This is a genomic window from Leifsonia shinshuensis, from assembly GCF_014217625.1.
Lineage (GTDB): Bacteria > Actinomycetota > Actinomycetes > Actinomycetales > Microbacteriaceae > Leifsonia > Leifsonia shinshuensis_A.
This window is the reverse complement of record NZ_CP043641.1, coordinates 1063439-1087099: the sequence shown is the minus strand read 5'-3', so window position 1 is coordinate 1087099 and position 23661 is coordinate 1063439. Positions and strand designations below refer to the sequence as shown.

The 23661-nt window shown below is 71.1% G+C and carries 20 protein-coding genes; 14 read left to right on the top strand and 6 right to left on the bottom strand.

Annotated elements, in window-relative coordinates; genetic code table 11:
• Positions 1-98: 98 nt before the first annotated feature.
• Positions 99-296 carry a hypothetical protein gene (locus F1C12_RS05240; protein ID WP_185277762.1) on the bottom strand — a complete coding sequence of 66 codons (198 nt, stop codon included), beginning with the start codon at positions 294-296 and terminating at the stop codon, positions 99-101.
• 76 nt (positions 297-372) lie between these two features.
• On the opposite strand from F1C12_RS05240, the gene F1C12_RS05235 reads away from it, so the two are divergent.
• Positions 373-1527 (top strand): SLC13 family permease, encoded by a 1155-nt coding sequence (locus F1C12_RS05235; RefSeq protein ID WP_185277761.1) that lies wholly within the window; start codon positions 373-375, stop codon positions 1525-1527.
• A gap of 6 nt (positions 1528-1533) precedes the next feature.
• Here the strand turns inward: F1C12_RS05235 and F1C12_RS05230 are convergent, their stop codons facing one another.
• Positions 1534-3510 (bottom strand): YhgE/Pip domain-containing protein, encoded by a 1977-nt coding sequence (locus F1C12_RS05230; RefSeq protein WP_185277760.1) that lies wholly within the window; start codon positions 3508-3510, stop codon positions 1534-1536.
• A complete protein-coding gene (locus F1C12_RS05225) occupies positions 3507-6437 on the bottom strand; it encodes an MMPL family transporter (protein ID WP_185277759.1) in 2931 nt (976 codons plus the stop codon). The genes F1C12_RS05230 and F1C12_RS05225 overlap by 4 nt, the downstream gene beginning before the upstream one ends.
• Positions 6438-6575: 138 nt before the next feature.
• On the opposite strand from F1C12_RS05225, the gene F1C12_RS05220 reads away from it, so the two are divergent.
• Together F1C12_RS05220 and F1C12_RS05215 are read left to right on the top strand one after the other, a co-directional pair.
• Positions 6576-7238, top strand: coding sequence for a TetR/AcrR family transcriptional regulator (locus F1C12_RS05220; RefSeq protein ID WP_258046127.1), 663 nt, complete (start codon positions 6576-6578; stop codon positions 7236-7238).
• Positions 7239-7307: 69 nt separating this feature from the next.
• A complete protein-coding gene (locus tag F1C12_RS05215) occupies positions 7308-8180 on the top strand; it encodes an SGNH/GDSL hydrolase family protein (RefSeq protein ID WP_185277758.1) in 873 nt (290 codons plus the stop codon).
• Here the strand turns inward: F1C12_RS05215 and F1C12_RS05210 are convergent.
• A complete protein-coding gene (locus F1C12_RS05210; RefSeq protein ID WP_308458009.1) occupies positions 8092-9009 on the bottom strand; it encodes a sugar phosphate isomerase/epimerase family protein in 918 nt (305 codons plus the stop codon). The two genes, F1C12_RS05215 and F1C12_RS05210, sit on opposite strands and share 89 nt — an antisense overlap.
• A 180-nt stretch (positions 9010-9189) precedes the next feature.
• Between F1C12_RS05210 and otsA the strand changes: the two genes are divergently transcribed.
• The 6 genes from otsA (at position 9190) to ilvC (ending at position 16763) form a co-directional block, all read left to right on the top strand.
• Positions 9190-10662, top strand: a complete 1473-nt coding sequence (gene otsA, locus F1C12_RS05205; protein WP_185277756.1) for an alpha,alpha-trehalose-phosphate synthase (UDP-forming) — start codon at positions 9190-9192, stop codon at positions 10660-10662.
• Between the two features lie 30 nt (positions 10663-10692).
• The gene (gene otsB / locus F1C12_RS05200; RefSeq protein WP_185277755.1) at positions 10693-11517 is read left to right on the top strand and encodes a trehalose-phosphatase; all 825 of its coding nucleotides are present in this window, start codon (positions 10693-10695) and stop codon (positions 11515-11517) included.
• Positions 11518-11630: 113 nt separating this feature from the next.
• Complete coding sequence (ilvD, locus tag F1C12_RS05195) at positions 11631-13325, top strand: dihydroxy-acid dehydratase (protein WP_185277754.1); 1695 nt, start codon at positions 11631-11633, stop codon at positions 13323-13325.
• A gap of 55 nt (positions 13326-13380) precedes the next feature.
• Entirely contained in the window at positions 13381-15186 is a 1806-nt protein-coding gene (locus tag F1C12_RS05190; RefSeq protein WP_185277753.1) for an acetolactate synthase large subunit, read from the top strand.
• 5 nt (positions 15187-15191) lie between these two features.
• Positions 15192-15701 carry an acetolactate synthase small subunit gene (gene ilvN / locus F1C12_RS05185; RefSeq protein ID WP_185277752.1) on the top strand — a complete coding sequence of 170 codons (510 nt, stop codon included), beginning with the start codon at positions 15192-15194 and terminating at the stop codon, positions 15699-15701.
• 33 nt (positions 15702-15734) lie between these two features.
• Entirely contained in the window at positions 15735-16763 is a 1029-nt protein-coding gene (gene ilvC, locus F1C12_RS05180; protein WP_185277751.1) for a ketol-acid reductoisomerase, read from the top strand.
• A gap of 69 nt (positions 16764-16832) precedes the next feature.
• Here ilvC and F1C12_RS05175 read toward each other — a convergent pair whose 3' ends face one another.
• Positions 16833-17021 carry a DUF1918 domain-containing protein gene (locus F1C12_RS05175; protein ID WP_185277750.1) on the bottom strand — a complete coding sequence of 63 codons (189 nt, stop codon included), beginning with the start codon at positions 17019-17021 and terminating at the stop codon, positions 16833-16835.
• Positions 17022-17105: 84 nt separating this feature from the next.
• Here F1C12_RS05175 and F1C12_RS05170 point away from each other — a divergent pair, with 84 nt between their 5' ends.
• The 4 genes from F1C12_RS05170 to F1C12_RS05155 all read left to right on the top strand — a co-directional run bounded on the left by F1C12_RS05170 (position 17106) and on the right by F1C12_RS05155 (position 21369).
• Positions 17106-17852: a copper homeostasis protein CutC gene (locus F1C12_RS05170; RefSeq protein ID WP_185277749.1), complete on the top strand. Its 747-nt coding sequence runs from the start codon at positions 17106-17108 to the stop codon at positions 17850-17852.
• Between the two features lie 105 nt (positions 17853-17957).
• On the top strand, positions 17958-19550 hold the full coding sequence (gene serA, locus F1C12_RS05165; RefSeq protein ID WP_185277748.1) for a phosphoglycerate dehydrogenase: 1593 nt from the start codon (positions 17958-17960) through the stop codon (positions 19548-19550).
• 162 nt (positions 19551-19712) lie between these two features.
• On the top strand, positions 19713-20078 hold the full coding sequence (locus tag F1C12_RS05160; RefSeq protein ID WP_185277747.1) for a YciI family protein: 366 nt from the start codon (positions 19713-19715) through the stop codon (positions 20076-20078).
• A 43-nt stretch (positions 20079-20121) separates the two neighbouring features.
• Positions 20122-21369 (top strand): RNA polymerase sigma factor, encoded by a 1248-nt coding sequence (locus F1C12_RS05155; RefSeq protein ID WP_185277746.1) that lies wholly within the window; start codon positions 20122-20124, stop codon positions 21367-21369.
• Positions 21370-21375: 6 nt separating this feature from the next.
• On the opposite strand, the gene F1C12_RS05150 is transcribed toward F1C12_RS05155, so the two are convergent.
• The gene (locus F1C12_RS05150) at positions 21376-21957 is read right to left on the bottom strand and encodes a TetR/AcrR family transcriptional regulator (RefSeq protein WP_185277745.1); all 582 of its coding nucleotides are present in this window, start codon (positions 21955-21957) and stop codon (positions 21376-21378) included.
• Positions 21958-22079: 122 nt separating this feature from the next.
• On the opposite strand from F1C12_RS05150, the gene F1C12_RS05145 reads away from it, so the two are divergent.
• The gene (locus F1C12_RS05145; RefSeq protein WP_185277744.1) at positions 22080-23642 is read left to right on the top strand and encodes an MFS transporter; all 1563 of its coding nucleotides are present in this window, start codon (positions 22080-22082) and stop codon (positions 23640-23642) included.
• Positions 23643-23661: the final 19 nt, after the last annotated feature.

Genomic DNA, 23661 nt, shown 5'->3' with positions numbered 1-23661 from the left:
CGCGCAACCCCTTCCAGGTTCTCCGTCGAGAACAAGTTTCGGGCCGCACTCACCTCAAAACGCGCGGACACGCCGTACGATCCGCGGAAATCGTGCGGTCAGCGCCCGATTTCGCGCTCGTCGGCCTCCCGGGACTCCTCCAGGACCGTCCCGACGGCGATCACGACGCCGATCGCCGCGCTGATCCACATGAGCACCACCCGCCAGTCGCGCCGGCCCTCCCTGGTCTCCTGGATCGTGGACCAGAGTCCGATGACCGCACTGATGATCGCCCCGTTGAAGATGAACTTGCGCATCCGCGTCCTTTCGCTCGTTCGCCAGGGTACGCTGCCGGGGGCGCCGAATTGAAGGTGCCGCGTGGAGAGGAGCGGGATGCGGACGGCGATCGTCGGCGCTGCGCTGCTCGTGCTCGGAGCGATCGCGGTGCTCACCGGGCTCCTGCCCGGCGCGGACGCGCTGGCCCTGTGGGACCGGGTGTGGCCGATCCTGCTCTTCGTCGTCGCCGTGACGGTGGTGACCGAACTGGCCTCGGAGGCCGGGGTGTTCACCGTAGTGGCCCAGCAGACCGCACGCTGGGGCCGCGGACGGGCGTGGCTGCTCTGGCTGCTCGTCGCGGTCGTCGCGACGCTGAGCACGGTCTTCCTCTCGCTCGACACCACCGCCGTGCTCCTCACGCCCGTGGTGATCGTGCTCGCACGGCACTCCGGCCTGGACCCGCTGCCGTTCGCGCTGACCACGGTCTGGATCGCGAACACCGGCTCGCTGCTGCTGCCCGTGTCCAACCTCACCAACCTGCTCGCCCAGCACGCCATGGGCGACCCGTCGCCGTTCGCCTTCGCCGCACTGATGTGGGCGCCGGCGCTCGTGGCGGTCGTCATCCCGTTGGTGGTGGTGTTCGCGATCTCGCGCCGGCAGCTGCTGGTCCGCTACGAGACCGGTCAGGAGGACGGGATCGAGGATCCTGTGCTGTTCTGGATCGCGGCCGCGGTGGTGGTCGCGCTGATGCCGCTGCTGGTGTCCGGCATCCCGGTGTGGATCCCGGCCTCGTCGGCGGCTGCCGTCCTGATCGTGGTGTTCGCCGTGCGGCGGCGCTCCGTGCTGCGTTTCGGGCTGCTGCCGTGGCAGCTCGTCCTGCTGGCGTCCGGGCTGTTCCTGTTCATCGAGGCGCTGCACGCGAACGGACTGGGCACCCTGCTGGCGCGGGTGTCGGGCTCGGGGGAGTCGCCGCTCGCGCTGCTGCGGCTGTCGCTGACCGGGATGGTCGGCGCCAACGCGATCGACAACCTCCCGGCCTACCTCGCCCTGGAGCCGGCGGCGGGCAGCCCGCTGCGGCTCGCGGCGCTGCTGATCGGCGTCAACGCCGGTCCGCTGATCACGCCGTGGGCGTCCCTGGCGACGCTGCTGTGGCACCAGCGGCTCACATCGTTCGACGTCCGCATCCGCTGGGGGCGCTACATGCTGCTGGGCCTGCTGGTCGCTCCGGTCACCGTGGTGCTCGCGACGCTGGCGCTGGCGGCCACTGCCTGAGCCGGCTCACTCGGCCGGGAGCAGCTGCGCGGCGGTGACGATGCGCCGTCGTGCGACTGCGGCGAGCGCGAGTCCGAAGCCGATGGCGGTCCAGATCAGGAGGCCGCCGAGCCCGCGCCAGACGCCTGTCGACCCGTCCACCACGCCCTGCAAGGCCGTGATCGCGGGCGAGGTCGGCAGCCACGCCGTCACGCTGTCGAAGAATCCGGGGGCCGTGGACACGATTCCGGAGGCGAGCGTCACCACGACGACGAGCATCGACAGGAACCGCCCGAGGCCGCCGAACAGCGCGACGAGCCCGTGGTTGACGGCTGCGAAGCAGACCGCGACCGCTGCCGCGACGCCCGCGAACCCGAACCAGGCTCCGACGCCCAGCTGCATCGCCGGCTGCATGATCGCGGCGACGAGCAGGCCCTGGACGACGCCGATCACGGCGGCCGGCACGAGTCCGTCGGACGCGATCAGCCCGGCCGCGCGGGAGGTCAGCAGCGCGCGCCGCGAGATCGCCTGCAGCACCAGGAACGACGCGAACGCCCCGAGCCAGAGCGCGACGGATGCGAACAGCGGGACGCTGGAGGCGCCGAACGCCGTGGTGCCGGACTGCTTCTGGCCGACCGGCTGCGAGGCGACGGACGCCAGGTTGGTGCGCTGGCCGGCGTCGTAGCTCGGCAGCTTCGCGACGGCCTGGTCCAGCCCGGAGGCGAGGGACGCGGCACCCGCCGCGGACTGGTCGGCGCCGGACGCGAGCGCGGGCACGCCCGCTGCGAACTGCTGCACGCCCGCGGCGTACTGGGACGCGCCGTCCGCCGACTGCTGGACCCCGGAGGCGAGCTGCTGCGCGCCGGAGGCCGACTGGGACGCGCCGGAGGCCAGCTGCTGCGCGGCCGAGGCCGACTGGGCGAGCTGGCCGGGCAGCGGTGCGACGCTGCTCGACAAGGTCTGCGCACCGGCGGCGACCTGCGACGCGACGGGCTGCAGCCCCGTGTCCGGCTTCGTGAGCCCGGCGATGGTCGCCTGGATGCCCGCGCAGATCGGGTCCGGCGTGGTGCCGACACCCGGGTGCAAGGCCTTGCAGTTCTTCTCGAGCTCCGTCAAGGCTGTCACCGTCGCGCCGATGCCGTCGCGCACGCCGGCCGTGCCGGTCGCGAGCTGCGCCGCCCCCGCCGGAAGCTGCTGCGCCGCGGCGGCCCCCTGCGAGACCCCGTTCGCGTACTGCGTCATCCCGTCCGACAGCGTCCCGAGCCCGCTCGCCAGCCCCGACGCGCCGCCGGACAGCTGCCCGAGCCCGCTCGCGAGCGAGTCCGCGCCCGTCGAGAGCTGGGTCGCTCCGTCCGCGAGCTGGTGCGTGCCGCTCGCGAGCTGTGTGAGTCCGCTGGAGAGCGAGCCGGCGCCCGCCGCCGCTTTGGCGAGCTGGTCGTGCAGCGTGTTGAACCCGACGTAGACGTTCTCCAGGTACGTCGTCGTGAGCTGCTTGTTCAGCACGCCGGTCGCGGTCGTGGTGACCGCCTGACTTATCGCCGGGTCGACCAGTTTCGACTTCTGGCTGGTGCGCACGTCGATGGTCGCCTGCGTGGCGGCGGCGGAGGTCCCCGCGGTGGAGGTCGCCGCCTTCGAGAAGTTCTTCGGGATGGTCACCACGGCCACGTAGCTGCCGTCGGCGATGCCCGCGTTCGCGTCCTTCTGGTCGGTGAGCACCCACGTGAAGTTCTCGTTCTTCGCGCTGAGGAGGCCCGCAGCCATCTGCCGGCCGAGCGGGACGACCTGGCCGTTGACGGTGACCGGCTGGTCGAGGTTGACCACGGCCGCCTTCACCTCGCCGAGCCGGTCGGTCGGGTTCCAGAGCGCCCACACCAGCAGGCCGCCGATGACGAGCGGAACCAGGACGATGCCGACGATGGTCAGCCAGGTCACCCGCTTGTCGGAGCGCATCCGCTCCAGCGAGAACAGCGAGCGCGGGCGGCGCAGAGGGGACGGGGTGGTCATCGGGCGTTCGCCTTCTCGAGGTGGGCGGTAGGGTGGTGGTCGGCGGGCTCGTCCGGCGTTTCGGCGTGATCGTCGACGAGGACTCGGGAGGGGGTGCCGTGGGCGGCGCCGTCGGAGTCGACCGCGAGCTGCACCGCGGTGGGCTCTGCGGTGTCCGGCAGCAGGTCGTCCAATCCGGACGGGTCGACGCAGCTCACGACCAGCGCGAACGGACGGCCGGCCGCAGCGGCGTCGGCGAACGCCCGGCCGAGCTCGACCCGCACTCGGCGGCGCTCGACGGGGTCGGTCAGGCTGTCCGCGGCATCCAGTCCCAGAATGACCGGCGAGCTCGCCAGGGCGCGCCGGACGTCCTCCACCGGCGTCTCGGCGTGGTCGAGCCTGACCACGGACGTCCGCGAGCGCACGGCAGAGCCGCGGGTCGGGAGGACGAAGCCGGCGACCTTCACGGTGCCGCCGTCGATGCGTGTGCGGCCGGTGATCGCCATGAGCAGTGCGAGGGCGGCCGTGCGGTCCGGGCCGTGCACGATGAGCGCCTCGCCGTCGCCGAGCCGGAACGACACGTCGCGCAGGATCGGTGTGCGCCGGGCGCTGACCGACAGACCGTCGGCGGCCGCGATGGACCGGGAACCGGGCGCCGGCCAGTCGGCCAGCTCCAGCTCCTTCTGCAGGCCGTCGCCCTCCACGTCGAACGAGGGGAGGATCCGGTCGAGCCAGCGCGGCATCCACCAGGCCTTGTCACCGAGGAGCTGCAGCACAGCGGGCACGAGCGTCATCCGGACGATGAACGCGTCCACGAAGACGCCGACCGCGAGGCCGAGCGCGATCGGCTTGATCGACGCGTCGCCCTCCGGCACGAACGCCGCGAACACGGAGATCATGATGACGGCCGCCGCGGTGACGACCTTGGCCGACCCGACGAAGCCGCTCTGGATGGCGCGGCGCGCGTCGCCGCCGTGCACGTAGTCCTCGCGGATCCGGCTGACCAGGAAGACCTCGTAGTCCATCGCGAGGCCGAACAGCACGCCCATCAGGATGATCGGCATGAAGCTGATCACCGGCCCGGTCTTGTCCAGGTGGACGGCGTCGCCGAACCAGCCCCACTCGAACACCGCGGTCACCGCGCCGAAGGCGACGCCCACCGACAGCAGGTAGCCGAGCGCGGCCTTGATCGGCACGGCGATCGACCGGAACACCATCGTCAGCAGCACCAGCGAGAGCCCGACGACGAGGATGCCGAACGGCAGCAACGCGCCGCCGAGCCGGGTGGAGACGTCGATCTGCGCCGCGGTCGTGCCCGTCACCTTGAGGTCGACGCCGTACTCGTCGAGGAAGTGCTGGTGCTTGGAGCGCAGCTCGGCGACGAGCTGGGCGGTGCGCGGATCGTCCGGCGCCGTGGTCGGGACGACCTGGACGATGCCGGTGTCGGCGTTCTGGTTCGGCGTGGACAGCGGGACGGCCGCCACGCCGGGGAGGTCGGCGATCTCCGCCCCGAGCTTCTTCATCAGGCCGAGCGGGTCGTGGCTGGAGATGATCGAGCCGGTCACGATGAGGGGCCCGTTGTAGCCGGGGCCGAAGTGCTCCGACACCAGGTCGTACGCGATCCGCGCCGGGTCGTTCTTGGGGTGCGAGCCGGCGTCCGGGAGGGCGAGCCGCAGCTGCAGGGCGGGCACGGCCGCGATGCCGAGCGCGACGACGACGGCGAGGACCGTCGCGATGGGGAAGCGCGTGACGGCGCGCACCCAGGTGCGGAACGGCCCCCGGGGGATCTCGGCCGTGGCGGCGTGGGCGAGCGACGGGTTGCTGCGCGTGACCGGCTCGGGAACGGGCGCTGCCCCCTCCGCGGCGTCCGGGTCCGCCGCCTGAGCACGCTTCGCCGCGCGCTCGGCGCGCTTGGCAGCGCGGTGTCCCGGCGTGATACGCGCTCCCGCGAAGCCGAGGAATGCCGGTGTGAGGCTGAGCGCGACGAGCACCGCGATGCCGACCGCCACCGACGCGGCCAGTCCCATGGTCGTCAGGAACGGGATGCCCGCGACGGCCAGTCCCGCCAGCGCGATGATCACCGTTATCCCCGCGAACAGCACGGCGGAGCCCGCGGTCGCCACCGCGCGTGCGGCGGACTCCTCCGGATCGACCCCCCCCTTCAGCTGGCTCTGGTGCCGGGAGATGATGAACAGCGAGTAGTCGATCCCGACCGCGAGCCCGAGCATGAGCGCGAGCAGGGGAGTGGTCGAGGAGATCGGCCCGAACAGCGTCGCGATGAAGATCAGCGCCATCGAGAGCCCGACCCCCAGCAGGGCGGTCGCGAGCGGCATCCCGGCCGCGAGGATCGACCCAAACGTGATGATCAGCACCACGATCGCGATCAGGAGGCCGACGCCCTCGGTCGGGGAGATCGTCGGCAGGTTCTGCGAGAAGAGCTGGCCGCCGACCGCGGTCTGCGAGCCGGACGGCAGCTGCTTCTGGAGGGCGGCGCCGGCGTCCTTGATCGCGGTCTTCGTCTCCGCGGGCACGGTCGTCTGCTGGCCGTGCAGCTGCACCGTGATGATCGCGGCGCTGCGGTCGTCCGAGATGAGGTTCTTGACCGTGGTGCTGTACGGGGAGGTCGTGCCCGCGACCCCGGCGGTCTTCGCGAGGTCCGTGACGGTGCTCTCCACCGGGTCCTGGATCGCCGCCTGGTCGACCGTCTCGCCCTTCGGCGCCACGACGACGATCTGCGCGCTGGTGCCGCTGACCTGCGGGAACGTCCTGCTCAGCGTGTCGAGCGCCTCCTGGGACTCGGTGCCCGGGATGCTGAATGTGTTGTCCGTGCCCTGGTTGAAGGCGATGGCGCCACCGGCCAGGAGGACGAGCAGCAGCAGCCACATCGACAGGACCAGCTTGCGGGCGCGGAAGGCCCAGCGGCCGATCGAGTACAGGAGCGAGGACACGCGTTCTCCAGTAGTGAAAAGGGAACGACGGTCGGCGGGGACCGGCCGTCGAAGGGGTTTCGATACACCGTCGTATCCGATGCCCGACTGTATCGGATACACTCGTGTATCGGGAACTCGGCACAGGAAGGTTTCAGCTTGAACAGCACGGCTCTCAGAGACGACGCGCCTGTCGAGTCCGCGCGCCGGCAGCGCACCCGCACGCGCCTCCTCGACGCCGCCTTCGACGTCTTCGCCGAACAGGGCGTCAAGGCCGCGAGCGTGGAGACGATCGCCGAGGCGGCGGGCTTCACCCGTGGAGCGTTCTACTCCAACTTCTCCAGCAAGGAGGAGCTCTTCTTCGCTCTCATGGAGCGCGAGAAGACCATGCGCCTGGCGCAGCTCGACGCCGGTGTCGAGCAGTTCCTCCGCCCGCTGGTCGGCTCAGGCGGGGTGGAGCTCGACGACGCGGACGTCATTCGCACGATCACCCGCATCCTGGAACTGCAGTCGGATGACCGGCGCTGGTGGCTGGTGCAGTCCGAGTTCCTGCTGCTCGCGCTGCGCGACCCGGCGGTCTCCGCCGACTTCCTGCGCTACCAGGACGGCTTCTTCCAGGAGCTCACCGAGACCGTCGTCGCCGCGCTCGCCAGCGCCCGGCGCCGCTTCACCATCGACCCGGAGGAGGCGGTGCGCGTCATCGCCGAGGTGTGCGCCAACGGGGAGGCCAGGGCGCTGCTCTCCGGCGACGAGCGCAAGTTCTCCGAGCGCCTGTCGGAGTCCGTCCCCGCCATCCTGCTGGCCCTCACCGAGCGGATCTGACTTGACCGAGCGGATCCGATCCGACACGGTCTGATCGAACGCCGAGCCTCAGCGGGTAACGTGTGCTCGATGCGACGTCGTCTGCTCCGTCCGGCTCTCACGACCGCGCTGTGCGCGGCCGTGCTGCTGGCCGTGGCCGCGTGCGCCGCGCCGGCGAATCCCGAGGCGACGCCGGGTGCTGCCGCGAGCGCCACGCCCGCCCCGAAGGCGACCCACGACCCGTTCCCGAAGAAGCCGCTCACCGCGCAGACCCGGTACGTCGCGATCGGCGACTCGTTCGCCGCGGGGATGGGCGGGGGCGACGAGACCGGCAAGTGCCGCTCCAGCCCGTTCAGCTACCCGAGCGTGTTCACGCGCGCCGCCGGGGTCGACCTGGTCGTCAACGCGGCGTGCGCGGGAGCGACGACCTCCGACCTCCTCAAGCACCAGCTCATCGCGCTGGACGACCGCACCGACCTGGTGACTCTGAGCATCGGCGGCAACGACCTCGGTGTGGCCGCCATCGCGTCCGAGTGCTCGTCGGGCAAGGCGGTCGCGTGCCGCAACGGCGTCTCGTCCGCGCTGTCGCTGCTCAACGTCCTCCCGGAGCGGCTCGCGGCGGTCTACGCGGCCGTCCACCTGGCAGCCCCGAACGCCCGCATCGTCGTCACCGGCTACGCCGTCGCGTTCGACAACTACGACCCGAAGTCGCCCTCGTTCGGCACTGACACCGCCATCAACGCGGCGACGCTCGGCCTCAACCAGACCATCTCCGACGTCGTCGACACGCAGCGCGCGCAGGGCGTTCCGATGACCTACGTCGGCGTGGACTTCGCCGGGCACGGCATCGGCTCGAAGAAGCCCTGGCTGAACGTCAGCGGGATCGACGCCTTCCACCCGACCGCGACGGGCTACGCCCAGTACGCGAACGCGCTCGTGCGGCTGCTGGGCCGGGCGACGTAGCGGGGTCGTCCTCCGCGGCCTCTGCGGCGATGTGGGCGCCGCTGTCGTCGGTGTGCCTCCGCGCGAACTCCAGCGTCTCGCGGAGCATCGCCGTCCGCTCCGCCGCGTCGCGCGCCTTGCGCGTGTTCACCTCCGCGACGATCGAGCCGTCCCAGCCGGCGTCCGCGAGCGAGCGCAGCACTTCGGCGACCGGTTGGCTGCCGCGTCCCGGGATGAGGTGCTCGTCGAACACGCGCGAGTCGTCCAGCGGGCCGGAGCCGTCGCACAAGTGCACGTGCCGCAGCCGGTCGCCGAGCCGGTTCGCGAGGTCGAGCCCGTCCACCCCGCTCAGCGCGGCGTGCGAGAAGTCGAGCGTGACGGCGTCGCAGTCCATCCCGACCGGGTTCCAGTGCGGGACGTACCCCGCCATCGACCGGCCGGCGACCTTCCACGGGAACATGTTCTCGACCGCGACCGTCACGCCGGTGCGCGCGGCGGTCGAGCGGACCAGGCCGAGGAAGTCCTCCGCATATCCGGACTGCCAGCGGAACGGCGGGTGCACCACGACGGTGTCGGCGCCGAGCTCCGCGGCGAGCTCGGCCGACCGCTCCAGCTTGACGCCGGGGTCGCGCCCCCAGACGAAGTGGGTCAGCAGCAGGACGGGCGCGTGGACGCTGAGGATGCGCGTGCCGTAGCGCTCGGCGAGCCGCCGGAGGGGCTCGGCCGACTGGGTCCGGTCGTCGCGGGTGACCATGACCTCCACGCCGTCGTAGCCCAGCTCGGCGGCCGTGCGGAAGGCCGTCTCGACCCCGAGCGGGTAGACGCAGGTCGTGCCCATGCCGATGCGCATCACGACCGTCACTCTAACCACGGCGGCTGAACGAGCAGTGTCCTGCGGGGGAACGCGGGGCCCGCGCCGGGCGATGCGGGCGCTGGTACTGTGGCTGGAGACCGTTGCATCAACTGGGGGAGTTGACCCACCATCAGCCAGACGCCCGAAACCTCGACCGACCTGTACGACCTGGTGATCGTGTCCAACCGGCTGCCCGTCGACCGCGTGATCGACGAAGCCGGGCAGGCGACCTGGCGGCCATCGCCGGGCGGACTGGTCACGGCGCTGCAGCCCGTCATGCGGGCGGAGGAGGGCGTCTGGGTCGGCTGGGCCGGCGTCGCGGGCGAGGAGATCGAGCCCTTCGAGGCCGACGGCATCAGCATCCTCCCCATCGCGCTCAGCGAGCAGGAGCTGCAGGAGTACTACGAAGGCTTCTCCAACGACACGCTCTGGCCGCTCTACCACGACGTCATCGCCCAGCCGAGCTACCACCGCGAGTGGTGGGAGAGCTACGTGCGCGTCAACCGCCGGTTCGCCGACGCGGCCGCGAGCGTCGCCGCGCACGGCGCGGTCGTCTGGGTGCACGACTACCAGCTCCAGCTCGTCCCCGCGATGCTGCGGGAGGTGCGGCCGGACCTGGTCATCGGATTCTTCAACCACATCCCGTTCCCGCCGTACGGCATCTACTCGCAGCTCCCGTGGCGGCGGCAGATCATCGACGGCCTCCTCGGCGCCGACGTCATCGGCTTCCAGCGCGTGGCGGACGCGGGCAACTTCTCGCGCGCCATCCGGCGGCTGAAGGGCTACGAGACCCGTGGGCCGATCATCGAGGTGCCGATCGACAGCGACGACCCGGAGGCCGGGTCGCACCGGCACGTGACCACGAACAAGCACGGCGGGCTGGTGCGCACCGTGCTGGCCAGGGCCTTCCCGATCTCCATCGACGCCGAGGCGTACCAGGAGCTCGCCCGGCGCCCCTCCATCCAGGAGCGCGCCAAGGAGATCCGCGAGGAGCTCGGCAACCCCGACACGATCATGCTGGGCGTCGACCGCCTCGACTACACCAAGGGCATCGGCCACCGGCTGAAGGCCTACGGCGAGCTGCTGCGCGACGACCGCGTGAGCGTCGAGGATGTCACGCTGGTGCAGGTGGCCAGCCCGAGCCGCGAGCGCGTGGAGACCTACCGCCAGCTCCGCGACGAGATCGAGCTCACCGTCGGCCGGATCAACGGCGACTACGCGACGCTCGGCCACACGGCCGTCGCCTACCTCCACCACGGCTATCCCAAGGAGGAGATGGTCGCGCTGTACCTCGCCGCCGACGTCATGCTCGTGACGGCGCTGCGCGACGGCATGAACCTGGTGGCGAAGGAGTACGTGGCCACCCGCGTGGACGAGGACGGCGTGCTGGTGCTCAGCGAGTTCGCGGGCGCCTCGGACGAGCTCCGCCAGGCGCTGCTGATCAATCCGCACGACATCGAGGGGCTGAAGGACACCATCCTCCAGGCGATCGCGATGCCGAAGCGCGATCGTGTGCGCCGGATGCGCGCGCTGCGCAAGAAGGTGCTCACCAACGACGTCGCCCGCTGGTCGGCGAGTTTCCTGGAGGCGCTCACCCGCAGCGCCCACGGCGACCACCCCTTGCAGGACCCGCCGGTCAACCGGCGCTGACCCGTTCCCTTTTCGACAGACGAGAGCCGAATGAGCGACACCTCCCTCCCGAACGCCGCCTCCGACCGCCAGCCCGCCGCTATCGCCCTCGCGACCGCCGTCGCGCGCCTGGCCGGCGCCCAGCGCCTCCTGCTGGCGCTCGACTTCGACGGCACCCTCGCGCCGTTCGTCGACACGCCGAAGGCCGCCCGCATGCTCCCCGCGGCGAAGGCCGCGCTCGACCGCCTGGAAGCCCTGCCGAACACGTGGGTCGCGTACGTCTCCGGCCGTCCGCTCTCCAGCCTTGAGATCGTCACCGAGGCCGACGAGGACGCCCTCCTGCTCGGCTCCCACGGCGTCGAGGTCCGTTTCGGCCGCGACGGCGTCTCCCTCGACCTGACGCCCGAGGAGCGCGCGACGCTCGACGAGCTGGGCGAGGTCCTCGGCGCCCTGGTCGACAGCGTGCCGGGCACCCGCCTGGAAGTGAAGCCGGTCGGATTCGGCGTCCACTACCGGCTGCTGGAGGGTGATGGCGGCTCGGAGGTGGTGGCCCGCGCCTACGAGGCCGCCGCGTCGGTCAGCGACGCCCTGACGATCCGCGACGGCAAGGACATCATCGAGTTCTCGGTGCGCGGCGCGAACAAGGGCGACGGCATCGAGCGCCTGCGCGGCTACACGCACGCCACCGCGGTCCTGTTCGCGGGCGACGACGTCACCGACGAGGACGGCTTCGCCGTGCTGCGGCCGGACGAGGGCGACCTCGGCATCAAGGTCGGCGAGGGCGAGACCGCGGCGCAGTTCCGCGTGGCGGACGAGCGCGCGGTGGCGACGCTGCTGGGGCTGCTGGCGGATGCGCGGGGGGCGCAGGCGCGCTGACCCGCTCGTCGTCCTCCACAGCGTCGTCCTCCACAGCGTCGCCCGGCGCGGCCGTTCTCCACGGGTCCTGACGCATGGCCGACCGGGAATCCAAACGGTCCTAGAGTTGTCACATGCCAGAGATCGATTGGAAGCCGCGTTCGCGCGTCGTCACTGACGGAATCGAAGCCACGACCAGCCGCGGGATGCTGCGGGCAGTCGGCATGGGCGACGCTGACTGGGAGAAGCCGCAGATCGGCATCGCCAGCTCGTGGAACGAGATCACGCCCTGCAACCTCTCGCTCGACCGTCTCGCGCAGGGCGCCAAGGAGGGCGTGCACTCCGGAGGCGGCTACCCGCTCCAGTTCGGCACCATCTCCGTCTCCGACGGCATCTCGATGGGCCACGAGGGCATGCACTTCTCCCTGGTCTCCCGCGAGGTCATCGCCGACTCGGTCGAGACCGTCATGATGGCCGAGCGCCTCGACGGCACCGTGCTGCTGGCCGGCTGCGACAAGTCGCTGCCCGGCATGCTCATGGCGGCCGCGCGGCTCGACCTCTCGGCCGTCTTCCTCTACGCGGGCTCGATCGCTCCGGGCTGGGTGAAGCTCAGCGACGGCACCGAGAAGGACGTCACGATCATCGACTCGTTCGAGGCGGTCGGCGCGTGCAAGGCCGGCAAGATGAGCGAGGAAGACCTCAAGCGCATCGAGTGCGCCATCGCCCCCGGCGAGGGCGCCTGCGGCGGCATGTACACCGCCAACACGATGGCGAGCGTCGCCGAGGCGCTCGGGATGAGCCTCCCGGGCTCGGCCGCGCCGCCCTCGGCGGACCGCCGCCGCGACTACTTCGCCCACCGCTCGGGCGAGGCCGTGGTCAACCTGCTCAAGCAGGGCATCACCGCGCGCGACATCCTCACCAAGAAGGCTTTCGAGAACGCGATCGCCGTCGCCATGGCGTTCGGCGGCTCGACCAACGTCGTCCTCCACCTGCTGGCGATCGCGAACGAGGCCGAGGTCGAGCTCACGATCGACGACTTCAACCGGATCGGCGACAAGGTCCCGCACATCGGCGACCTCAAGCCGTTCGGCAAGTACGTCATGAACGACGTCGACCGGCACGGCGGCGTCCCCGTCGTCATGAAGGCCCTGCTCGACGCCGGCCTGCTGCACGGCGACTGCCTCACCGTGACCGGCAAGACCGTCGCGGAGAACCTGGCGGAGATCAACCCGCCCGCGCCGGACGGCAACGTCATGCGCTCGCTGGACAACCCCATCCACCCGACCGGCGGCCTCACCATCCTCAAGGGCTCGCTCGCCCCGGAGGGCGCTGTCGTCAAGACGGCCGGCTTCGACGCCGACGTGTTCGAGGGCCCAGCGCGGGTCTTCGAGCGCGAGCGCGCCGCGATGGACGCCCTCACCGAGGGACGCATCAGCGCCGGCGACGTCGTCATCATCCGCTACGAGGGCCCGAAGGGCGGCCCCGGCATGCGCGAGATGCTGGCGATCACCGCCGCCATCAAGGGCGCAGGCCTCGGCAAGGATGTACTACTATTGACGGACGGACGATTCTCAGGCGGCACAACCGGCCTGTGCATCGGCCACATAGCACCCGAAGCGGTGGACGCAGGTCCCATCGCCTTCGTGCGCGATGGTGATCTGATACGGGTCGATATCGCGGCTCGCTCCCTCGACCTACTTGTCGACGAGTCAGAGCTGACCGCCCGCCGTGAAGGCTGGGCACCTCTTCCTCCGCGCTATACCCGTGGCGTTCTCGCGAAGTACTCCAAGCTCGTGCGCTCCGCTGCGGAGGGCGCGGTCACGGGGTAGCCCTTCGCCCCACTCAGATTCATCAACCGCTTCGCACGTAAGGGATCGATAAGGCATGACGCCGGATGCAACCCCCAGTTCAGTGTTGCCGTCCGCGGCGCCCGGCAAGGCGTCGCCCGAACTCCTGACCGGCTCCCAGTCGGTCGTCCGCACCCTCGAGCTCCTCGGCGTCACCGACGTCTTCGGGCTGCCGGGCGGTGCGATCCTCCCCATCTACGACGCGATCATGGACTCCTCCGTGATCCGTCACATCCTGGTCCGGCACGAACAGGGCGGCGGCCACGCGGCCGAAGGCTACGCCGTCGCCGCGAACAAGGTCGGCGTCGCCATGGCGACCTCGGGCCCCGGCGCGACCAACCTCGTCACCGCGATCATGGACGCGCACATGGACTCCGTCCCCGTCGTGTTCATCACCGGCCAGGTGTTCTCCACCCTCATGGGCACGGACGCGTTCCAGGAGGCCGACATCGTGGGCATCACGATGCCGATCACCAAGCACTCGTTCCTGGTCAAGAAGGCCGAGGACATCCCGGCCACGATCGCCGCGGCGTACCACATCGCCGGGACGGGACGACCGGGACCGGTGCTCGTGGACATCACCAAGGACGCGCAGCAGAACGCCGTGCCCTTCGTCTGGCCGCCCAAGATCGACCTGCCCGGCTACCGCCCGATCACCAAGGCGCACGGCAAGCAGATCCTCGCCGCCGCCCAGCTGCTGGTGGAGTCGAAGAAGCCGGTGCTGTACGTCGGCGGCGGCGTCATCCGCTCGCGCGCCTCGCAGGAGCTCCTGGAGCTCGCCGAGGCGACCGGCATCCCCGTGGTCACCACGCTGATGGCGCGCGGGGCGTTCCCCGACACGCACAAGCAGCACCTCGGCATGCCCGGCATGCACGGCACGGTGCCGGCGGTGCTCGCCCTGCAGGAGTCCGACCTGATCGTGTCGCTCGGAGCGCGCTTCGACGACCGGGTCACCGGCAACACCTCCCTCTTCGCGCCGGACGCGAAGATCGTGCACGTCGACGTCGACCCCGCCGAGATCTCCAAGATCCGAGTCGCCGACGTCCCCATCGTCGGCGATGCCAAGGACGTCATCGTCGATCTGACCGCGGCCTACCAGGAGGCCACCCGCAGCACCGCACCCGACCTGGTCGAGTGGTGGACGTACCTCAACGGCCTCCGCGAGGAGTTCCCGCTCGGGTACACGCCCACCAGCGACGGCCTGCTCGCGCCGCAGCACGTCATCCAGCGGATCGGCGAGCTGACCGGGCCGGAGGGCATCTACACCGCCGGCGTCGGCCAGCACCAGATGTGGGCGGCGCAGTTCATCAAGTACGAGCGCCCCAACTCGTGGCTCAACTCCGGCGGAGCGGGCACGATGGGCTACTCGGTGCCGGCCGCGATGGGCGCCAAGGTCGCCCAGCCCGACCGCGTCGTGTGGGCGATCGACGGTGACGGCTGCTTCCAGATGACCAACCAGGAGCTGGCCACCTGCACGATCAACAACATCCCGATCAAGGTGGCGATCATCAACAACTCGTCGCTCGGGATGGTGCGCCAGTGGCAGACGCTGTTCTACGACGGCCGCTACTCGAACACCGACCTCAACACGGGCCACGACACCGTTCGCGTGCCCGACTTCGTGACCCTCGCCGAGGCGTACGGCGCCCTCGGCATCCGCGTCACGAAGGAAGAAGAGGTGGACGCCGCCATCAAGCTGGCCCTGGAGACGAACGACCGCCCGGTCGTCATCGACTTCGTCGTCAGCGCCGACGCCATGGTGTGGCCGATGGTGCCGCAGGGCGTCAGCAACAGCTACGTGCAGTACGCACGCGACCACAGCCCCGCCTTCGGAGAGGAGTGACCCCCATGAGCACACACGTTCTGAGCCTCCTCGTCGAGGACAAGCCCGGTCTGCTGACCCGGGTCGCCGGCCTGTTCGCGCGGCGCGGCTTCAACATCCACTCGCTCGCGGTGGGCACGAGCGAGGTCGACGGCCTCTCGCGCATCACCGTCGTGGTGGACGTCGAGGAGCTGCCGCTGGAGCAGGTCACCAAGCAGCTCAACAAGCTGATCAACGTCATCAAGATCGTCGAGCTGGATCCGGCGCAGTCGGTCCAGCGCGAGCACCTGCTCATCAAGGTGCGGGTCGACAACTCGACCCGCTCCCAGGTGCTGGAGGCGGTCAACCTCTTCCGCGCCCGCGTCGTCGACGTGGCCACCGACGCCCTCGTGATCGAGGTCACCGGCGACAGCGGCAAGACCCAGGCGCTGCTCAAGGTGCTGGAGCCCTACGGGATCAAGGAGATGGCCCAGTCGGGCCTCCTCGCGATCGGCCGCGGCGGAAAGTCCATCACCGAGCGCGTCTTCAAAAACTAGAACCGAACCACACGAACAAGGAGAACCCACACAGTGGCTGAGATCTACTACGACAACGACGCGGACCTCTCGATCATCCAGGGCAAGAAGGTCGCGGTCATCGGCTACGGCTCGCAGGGCCACGCGCACGCGCAGAACCTCCGCGACTCGGGCGTCGAGGTCGTCATCGGCCTCAAGGAAGGCTCGAAGTCCAAGCCGAAGGCCGAGGAGGCGGGCTTCCGCGTCCTCTCCGCCGCCGACGCCGCCAACTGGGCCGACGTCGTCGTCATCCTCGCGCCGGACCAGGTGCAGCGGAACCTCTACAAGGACGACATCCAGGCCAACCTCGAGGAGGGCAACGCCCTCGTCTTCGGCCACGGCTTCAACATCCGCTTCGGCTACATCGAGGCGCCGGAGGGCGTCGACGTGATCATGGTCGCCCCCAAGGGCCCCGGCCACACGGTGCGCCGCGAGTACGAGGCCGGCCGCGGCGTCCCCGTCATCGTGGCCGTCGAGAAGGACGCGACCGGCAACGCCTGGCCGCTCGTCCTCTCCTACGCGAAGGGAATCGGCGGCCTGCGCGCCGGCGGCATCAAGACCACCTTCACCGAGGAGACCGAGACCGACCTGTTCGGCGAGCAGGCCGTGCTCTGCGGCGGTGTCTCGCAGCTCGTCCAGTACGGCTTCGAGACCCTGACCGAGGCTGGCTACCAGCCGCAGGTCGCCTACTTCGAGGTCCTGCACGAGCTCAAGCTCATCGTGGACCTGATGTGGGAGGGCGGCATCGCCAAGCAGCGCTGGAGCGTCTCCGACACCGCAGAGTACGGCGACTACGTCTCCGGCCCGCGCGTCATCGACCCGCACGTGAAGGAGAACATGAAGGCGGTGCTCTCCGACATCCAGGACGGCACCTTCGCGAAGCGCTTCATCGCCGACCAGGACGCCGGCGCGCCCGAGTTCCTGGAGCTCCGCAAGAAGGGCGAGCAGCACCCCATCGAGGCGACCGGCCGCGAGCTGCGCAAGCTCTTCGCCTGGAACGCGTCCAACGACGACGACTACGTCGACGGCGAGGTCGCGCGCTGATCCAGCCGCGCTGAACCACGGCATCACGGACGGGGCCGCATCGAGATTCGGTGCGGCCCCGTCCGGCGTTCACGCCGCGCTGTGCTCGATGACGGCGTCCGTGCCCGGGTAGACCAGCGTCTCGTGCCCGTCGTCGAACCGGACCAGGTACGGCGGCGCTCCGTCGTCGCCGCGCACCTCGATCACCGAGCCGTGGCGGTCGGCGGACTCCACGTGGGTGCCCCGGATGCAGATCCGGTCTCCGATACTCGCCTGCATGACGGCCTCCTCCCGTGCCGGCTGTCTCTGCTCCCGACGCTACGCCCCGGCCCGGCTGTCGGGAATGCCGCTATCGTGGGCCGCATGCCTGAGCCCCGCCGCACCGCCGTCGAGATCGCCGTCCAGGATGTCGCGGGGGTGCGCGTCGCACTCGCGGAGGGCGCCGACCGGGTCGAGCTGTGCGTCGCGCTCGGACTCGGCGGGCTGACCCCCTCCGCGGGGCTGGTCCGTGCCGCGGTCGAAGAGGCGAATGAGGACGGCCGCGCGGGCTTCGTCCACGTGCTCGTGCGGCCACGCGGTGGCGGATTCGTGTACGACTCCGACGAACTGGACACCATCGCAGCCGACATCCGCTTCGCGCGGGAGGCCGGCGCGGCCGGGGTGGTCGTGGGCGCGCTGGACGAAGCCGGCCGGATCGACCGGGACGCGGTCAGCCGGTTCGAGGCCGAGGCAGGCGGCCTCGATGTGACCTTCCACCGGGCCTTCGACACCCTGCGTGATCCGCTCGCGGCGGCCGACACGCTCGCGGATCTCGGCGTGACGCGCATCCTCACCTCCGGCGGAGCAGCGCGCAGCGTCGACGGCGTCGACGGGCTGCGGGCGCTGGCCCAGCGGGTCGGCGGCCGGCTCCAGGTGATGGCGGGCGGGGGAGTGCGCGTGCAGGACATCCACGCGCTCATCGCCGCAGGCGTCGACGCGGTGCATCTCTCGGCCCGTGAGTCGGTGTCGGGCGCGCCGAGCGGACCGGGCGGCGGCGACGCGGCGTACGACATCACCGACCCGATCACGGTGCGCGAGGCGGTCGCCGCTGCGGAGGTCAGGGCTTCGTAACGCGGCGAAAGGCAGCGTTGCGCTCCCGCTAGAGTTAAGCAACCCGCGCACCGACGACTGCTGCGCATCTTCTCCCAAGCCAGCCTCCCTGTAAGGAACTGCCACGTGACAAAGCCGGTCGTGCTGATCGCCGAAGAACTTTCGCCCGCCACCGTCGACGCCCTCGGGCCGGACTTCGAGATCCGAAGCGTCGACGGAACCGATCGGCCCGCCCTCCTCTCCGCCGTCTCCGACGCGGACGCCATCCTGGTGCGCTCCGCCACCAAGGTCGACGCCGAGGTCATCGCTGCCGCCCCGAAGCTGCGCGTCATCGCCCGCGCGGGCGTCGGGCTCGACAACGTCGACATCAAGACCGCGACCAACGCGGGCGTCATGGTCGTCAACGCGCCGACCTCCAACATCATCTCGGCCGCTGAGCTCACCGTCGGCCACATCCTGAGCCTCGCCCGGCACATCCCCGCCGCGCACAGCGCCCTCGCGCAGGGGCAGTGGAAGCGGTCCAAGTACACCGGCGTGGAGCTCTACGAGAAGACGGTCGGCATCATCGGCCTCGGCCGCATCGGCGCGCTGATCACCGCCCGCCTGCAGGCGTTCGGCACCAAGGTGATCGCGTACGACCCGTACGTCACGAGCGCTCGCGCGCAGCAGCTGGGCGTGCAGCTCGTCAGCCTGGATGAGCTCCTCACCGACGCGGACTTCATCACCATCCACATGCCGAAGACCCCGGAGACCACCGGGATGATCTCCGACGACCAGCTCGCGCAGATGAAGCCGACGGCGTTCGTCGTCAACGTCGCCCGCGGCGGCCTGATCGACGAGGACGCGCTCTACCGCGCTCTGAGCACGAAGACCATCGCCGGAGCCGGCCTCGACGTCTTCGTGAGCGAGCCTCCGACGGACTCGCCGCTGCTGGAGCTCGAGAACGTCGTCGTCACGCCGCACCTCGGCGCGTCGACCGACGAGGCGCAGGAGAAGGCGGGCGTCTCCGTCGCGAAGTCGGTGCGACTCGCGCTGTCCGGTGAGCTGGTGCCCGACGCGGTCAACGTCGCCGGCGGCGTCATCGACCCGTACGTGCGGCCCGGCATCCCGCTGGTCGAGAAGCTCGGCCAGGTGTTCTCCGGCCTCGCGCACAGCCCGCTGACCAGCATCGACGTCGAGGTCCGCGGCGAGCTCGTCGACTACGACGTCAGCGTCCTGAAGCTCGCGGCCCTCAAGGGCATCTTCACCAACATCGTCTCGGAGACGGTGTCGTACGTGAACGCGCCACTGCTCGCCGAGCAGCGCGGTATCGAGGTCCGCCTGATCACCGACTCGGTCAGCGAGGAGTACCGCAACCTGATCACCCTGCGCGGCGCGCTCAGCGACGGCTCGCAGGTGTCGGTCTCCGGCACGCTCACCGGCACGAAGCAGATCGAGAAGGTCGTGGAGATCAACGGCTACGACGTGGAGGTGCCGATCGCCGAGCACCTGATCGTCATGGTCTACGACGACCGCCCCGGCATCGTCGCGGTCTACGGCCACGAGTTCGGCGAGGCGAAGATCAACATCGCCGGCATGCAGATCGCGCGGACCTCCGCCGGCGGCAAGGCGCTGAGCGTGCTCACCGTCGACTCGCGCGTGCCGGAGGGCCTGCTCGAGACGGTCCGCGTCGCGATCCACGCCGACCTGATGCAGGAGATCGACATCACCGAGTCCTGATCTCCGTCGAGGGGCACCTAAACGCCCCTACAACCGCGTTTTAGGGGCGTTTACGTGCCCCTCGACGAAAAGGTTGTCGCGCTGTCGATTTCGGCAGTTGACTTGCGTCGTAAGGGTGTCGTCCCAGACGGGACGGCATCCTGATGACGTGAGGAGACCACGATGTCCGACGAGTACGTTCTGCTCATCCGCGAGCCGGACTGGGACCCAGAGGCGATGACGGCGGAGGAGTGGCAGGCGGGCATGGCCGGCCACAAGGCGTTCCAGGACGCCGTTGTCGCCGCCGGTGAGCGGGTCGTCGCCACCGGCGCCCTGCAGCCGATCACCAAGGCGACGAAGATCACGCCCCGCGAGGGCGGTTCCCCGCTCATCACGGACGGACCGTTCGGCGAGACCCGGGAGGTCGTCACCGGCTTCTACAGCTTCACGGCGTCGACGCCCGAGCAGGCGAGGGAGCTGGCCGCGATGGTGCCGACCGGAGGCTGGGTGGAGCTGTACCCGGTGCTGGTGCTCGACACGGTGCGCTGAGGGCGGCCGCGCACGATGGGGCCGGCCACGTGAAGGCGGGGCCGTGACCGCGGCCGGCCGGATCGAGCGCGCCTACCGCGAGGACGCCGCCCGCATCCTCGGCGCGGTCGCGCGCACGACGGGCGACCTCCTGCTCGCGGAGGACGCGGTGCAGGAGGCATTCGCGCGCGCCGTCGCCGAGGCGGCGCGCGGCCGCGAGCCGCGGAATCCCGCGGCCTGGATCACGACGGTCGCGCGCCGGGTCGCGCTCGACGCGCTGCGGCGCGAATGGACCGCCCGTCGCGTGGCGCCGATGCTGGCCGCGGAGGCCGAGCGCGCCCAGGGAGCGGCCGTCGCCGCTGCGGAGGAGAGGGGAGGTGCAGCCGTGTTCACCGGCGATGAGCGACTGGACCTCATCCTGCTCGTGGCGCATCCCGACCTCGCACCGGAGACGCGCGTCGCCCTGGCGCTGCGGCACGTCTGCGGCGTGCCGACCGCGCGGATCGCGGACGCCTTCCTCATCTCCGAGCCGACGATGGCAGCCCGGCTCACCCGTGCCAAGAAGCGCGTCCACGACTCCGGCCTCCGGTTCGCCCTCGACGACCCGGCTGCCGTCGCCGTCCGGATGCCCGACGCGCTGACGACGATCTACCTGCTGTACACGGTGGGGCACGCGACCGCGGACGACCGGCTGCGCGCTGACGCGATCGCCCTCGCGCGCGACGCGCACCGGGTCGCAGGCGACGCCGAGAGCGCCGGGCTGCTCGGCCTCCTGCTGCTCACCGAGGCGCGCCAGGCGACCCGGCTGACCGCAGACGACGAATTCGCGACGCTGCGCGAGGCCGACCGGACCCGGTGGGATGTGCCGATGATGGTCGAGGGGGAGCGGCTGGCGACCGTCGCACTCGACGGCATGGCCGACGGGGACGGCCGCTACGGCCTCCAGGCGGGCATCGCCGGGCTGCACGCGATCGCGCCGACCTGGGGGGACACCGACTGGCCCGCGATCGTCCGGCTCTACGACGGGCTGGTACGGATCTGGCCGAGCGCGTCGGCGCGCCTCGGACGCCTGGTCGCGCTCGCGCACAGTCCGGACGCCGGACCAGAGGTCGCCCTCGCTGCGCTGGACGGCGAGCCCGACCTGTTCGCCGGCCCGTTGTCCTCCCGGACGCACGCCGCGCGAGCCGAGTTGCTGCGGCTCGCCGGGGACCGAGCGGGGTCGGAGGCCGAACTGCGCCGCGCGATCGGCACCGCGGGCGACGACCGGACCCGGCGGTCGCTGCTGCGGCTGCTCGCCGCGGGCGGCGCCTGAGCGCCCTCAGTCCCGCGCGCTGAGCCGCTCGACCAGCCCGATCAGCTCCTGGAGGTCGGTCTCGTCGCGCAGCACGGTGTTCGCCGCCGGAAGCAGCGCGGTGTTGTAGTACATCCCGTCGCCGATCAGCATGATCGTGCGCGCCACCATCCGGTCGCCGACGACGGCCTCCAGCTCGCTGAGCCACTGCCGTTGCGCGTCGGCGAGCGCGTCGCTCGCACGGGCGTCCGACGCCTGGGCGAGCCGGGCGATGGCGACGATCACGCGCTCCAGCCGGTTGTCGGAGGGGATGGAAGTGCGCAGGAAGTAGGCCACCGGGCCGTCGGGAGCCGCCCGCATGTGCTCGATGTCCTCCGCCAGGTCGGCCGCGAACCGCTCCAGGACGCCGTCGACCAGGGCGTCCTTCGACGCGAAGTGGTAGAGCAGTCCGCCCTTGGAGACGCCGGCCCGCGCGGCCACGGCCTCCAGCGTCGCCGCCCGCTCGCTCTGCTCGGCGAGCAGGTCCTCGAAGGAGTCGAGGATGCGATCGCGCGCGGAGCGAGAGGTGGGGGCGGAAGAAGTGGACGCCGGTGAGGCGGGGGAGGACATGGGGCCATGCTAGCCGCGACGACCAGCGCGACCGTGTCATCGTCTCCCGCGGTCATCGTCTCCAGCGGTCATCGTCTCGCTCGTCGTTGACTACTGTACCGTCCGGACGGTACAGTAATCTCATGACCTCGACCACCCGCCCCGACCGCACTCCGGCCGCCGAGCAGACGGCGCAGCCCCCTGCGCCCACGCCGGCCCGCGCCGGTGCGCGCGCCTGGGTTGCCCTGGTCGTCCTCATGCTCCCCGTCCTGCTGGTGTCGGTCGACAACACCGTCCTCGGCTTCGCCCTCCCGGCCATCACCGAGGCGCTGCGGCCGTCCTCCACGCAGATGCTCTGGATCGTGGACGTCTACCCGCTCGTGCTCGCCGGCCTCCTGGTCGCGATGGGCAGCCTCGGCGACCGCATCGGCCGCCGCACGGTACTGCTGATCGGCGCGACCGGGTTCGCCGCCGTCTCCGCCGCCGCCGCGTTCGCGCCGACGGCCGAGCTGCTGATCGGCGCGCGGGCGCTGCTCGGCGTGTTCGGCGCGATGCTGATGCCCTCCACGCTGTCGCTGTTGCGCAGCGTGTTCCAGGACCGCGAGCAGCGCCGCGTCGCCATCGCGATCTGGGCGGCGGGCTTCGCGGCAGGCTCCGCGCTCGGCCCGATCGTCGGAGGCCTCCTGATCGAGCACTTCTGGTGGGGCTCGGTCTTCCTGCTCGCCGTGCCCGTGCTCATCCCGCTGCTGGTGCTCACGCCGCTGCTCGTGCGCGAGTCGCGCGATCCTTCGCCGGGGCCGGTGGATGTGGTGTCCATCCTGCTGTCGCTCGTGACGATGGCGCCGATCGTGTACGGGATCAAGGAGTTCGCGGTGCACGGCTTCGCGCTCGTGCCGGTGCTCGCCGTGCTCGTCGGGGTGAGCGCCGGGGTGCTGTTCGTCCGGCGTCAGCTCCGGCGGCCGGTGCCGATGCTCGACATGCGACTGTTCCGGGTGCCCGCGTTCACCGGGGCCGTGCTGATCAACCTGCTCAGCGTGATCGCGCTGGTCGGCTTCCTGTTCTTCGTGTCGCAGCACCTCCAGCTGGTGCTCGGGATGCCGCCGATGCGCGCGGGGATGGTACTGCTGCCGGGGCTCGCGACCATGATCGTGTCCGGTCTCCTCGTCGTGCCGGTGGCGCGGCGGCTGCGGCCCGGCCTCGTGATCGCGGGCGGCCTCTGCGTCTCGGCCGCGGGCTACCTGCTCGTCGCCGTGAGCGGCGGGGACGCGTCGTGGGGGATCCTGCTCGCGGCGTTCGTGCTGCTCGGCGCGGGGATCGGCGCGGCGGAGACCGTGTCGAACGAGCTCATCGTCTCGACCGCTCCGGCGGACAAGGCGGGCGCGGCGTCGGCGGTGTCCGAGACGGCGTACGAGCTGGGCGCGGTGCTCGGCACGGCGACGCTCGGCAGCATCATCATCGCGTCGTACCGCGCCGCGATCGTGCTTCCCGCCGGGCTGAGCCCGGCCGACGCGACGGCCGCCGCGGACACGCTCGGCGGTGCGGTGACGGTCGCCCACGGCCTCCCGGGTACGACGGCGGCCGAGCTGCTGGCGTCGGCGCGCCACGCGTTCGACAGCGGCATCGCGCTGACGGCCTCCATCGGCGCCGGGCTCATGCTGACGGCCGCCGTGCTGGCGCTCGTCACGCTGCGGCGCGTGCGCGGCTGACGGGCGCGGGGGCGGCCGG

What these genes read in the sequence shown, in the direction of transcription:
- F1C12_RS05240 (WP_185277762.1), bottom strand. Translation starts at nt 296, where the DNA reads ATGCGCAAGTTCATCTTCAACGGGGCGATCATCAGTGCGGTCATCGGA.
- F1C12_RS05235 (WP_185277761.1), top strand. Translation starts at nt 373, where the DNA reads ATGCGGACGGCGATCGTCGGCGCTGCGCTGCTCGTGCTCGGAGCGATC.
- F1C12_RS05230 (WP_185277760.1), bottom strand. Translation starts at nt 3,510, where the DNA reads ATGACCACCCCGTCCCCTCTGCGCCGCCCGCGCTCGCTGTTCTCGCTG.
- F1C12_RS05215 (WP_185277758.1), top strand. Translation starts at nt 7,308, where the DNA reads ATGCGACGTCGTCTGCTCCGTCCGGCTCTCACGACCGCGCTGTGCGCG.
- F1C12_RS05210 (WP_308458009.1), bottom strand. Translation starts at nt 9,009, where the DNA reads ATGCGCATCGGCATGGGCACGACCTGCGTCTACCCGCTCGGGGTCGAG.
- otsB (WP_185277755.1), top strand. Translation starts at nt 10,693, where the DNA reads ATGAGCGACACCTCCCTCCCGAACGCCGCCTCCGACCGCCAGCCCGCC.
- ilvD (WP_185277754.1), top strand. Translation starts at nt 11,631, where the DNA reads ATGCCAGAGATCGATTGGAAGCCGCGTTCGCGCGTCGTCACTGACGGA.
- F1C12_RS05190 (WP_185277753.1), top strand. Translation starts at nt 13,381, where the DNA reads ATGACGCCGGATGCAACCCCCAGTTCAGTGTTGCCGTCCGCGGCGCCC.
- ilvN (WP_185277752.1), top strand. Translation starts at nt 15,192, where the DNA reads ATGAGCACACACGTTCTGAGCCTCCTCGTCGAGGACAAGCCCGGTCTG.
- F1C12_RS05175 (WP_185277750.1), bottom strand. Translation starts at nt 17,021, where the DNA reads ATGCAGGCGAGTATCGGAGACCGGATCTGCATCCGGGGCACCCACGTG.
- F1C12_RS05170 (WP_185277749.1), top strand. Translation starts at nt 17,106, where the DNA reads ATGCCTGAGCCCCGCCGCACCGCCGTCGAGATCGCCGTCCAGGATGTC.
- F1C12_RS05160 (WP_185277747.1), top strand. Translation starts at nt 19,713, where the DNA reads ATGTCCGACGAGTACGTTCTGCTCATCCGCGAGCCGGACTGGGACCCA.
- F1C12_RS05150 (WP_185277745.1), bottom strand. Translation starts at nt 21,957, where the DNA reads ATGTCCTCCCCCGCCTCACCGGCGTCCACTTCTTCCGCCCCCACCTCT.
- F1C12_RS05145 (WP_185277744.1), top strand. Translation starts at nt 22,080, where the DNA reads ATGACCTCGACCACCCGCCCCGACCGCACTCCGGCCGCCGAGCAGACG.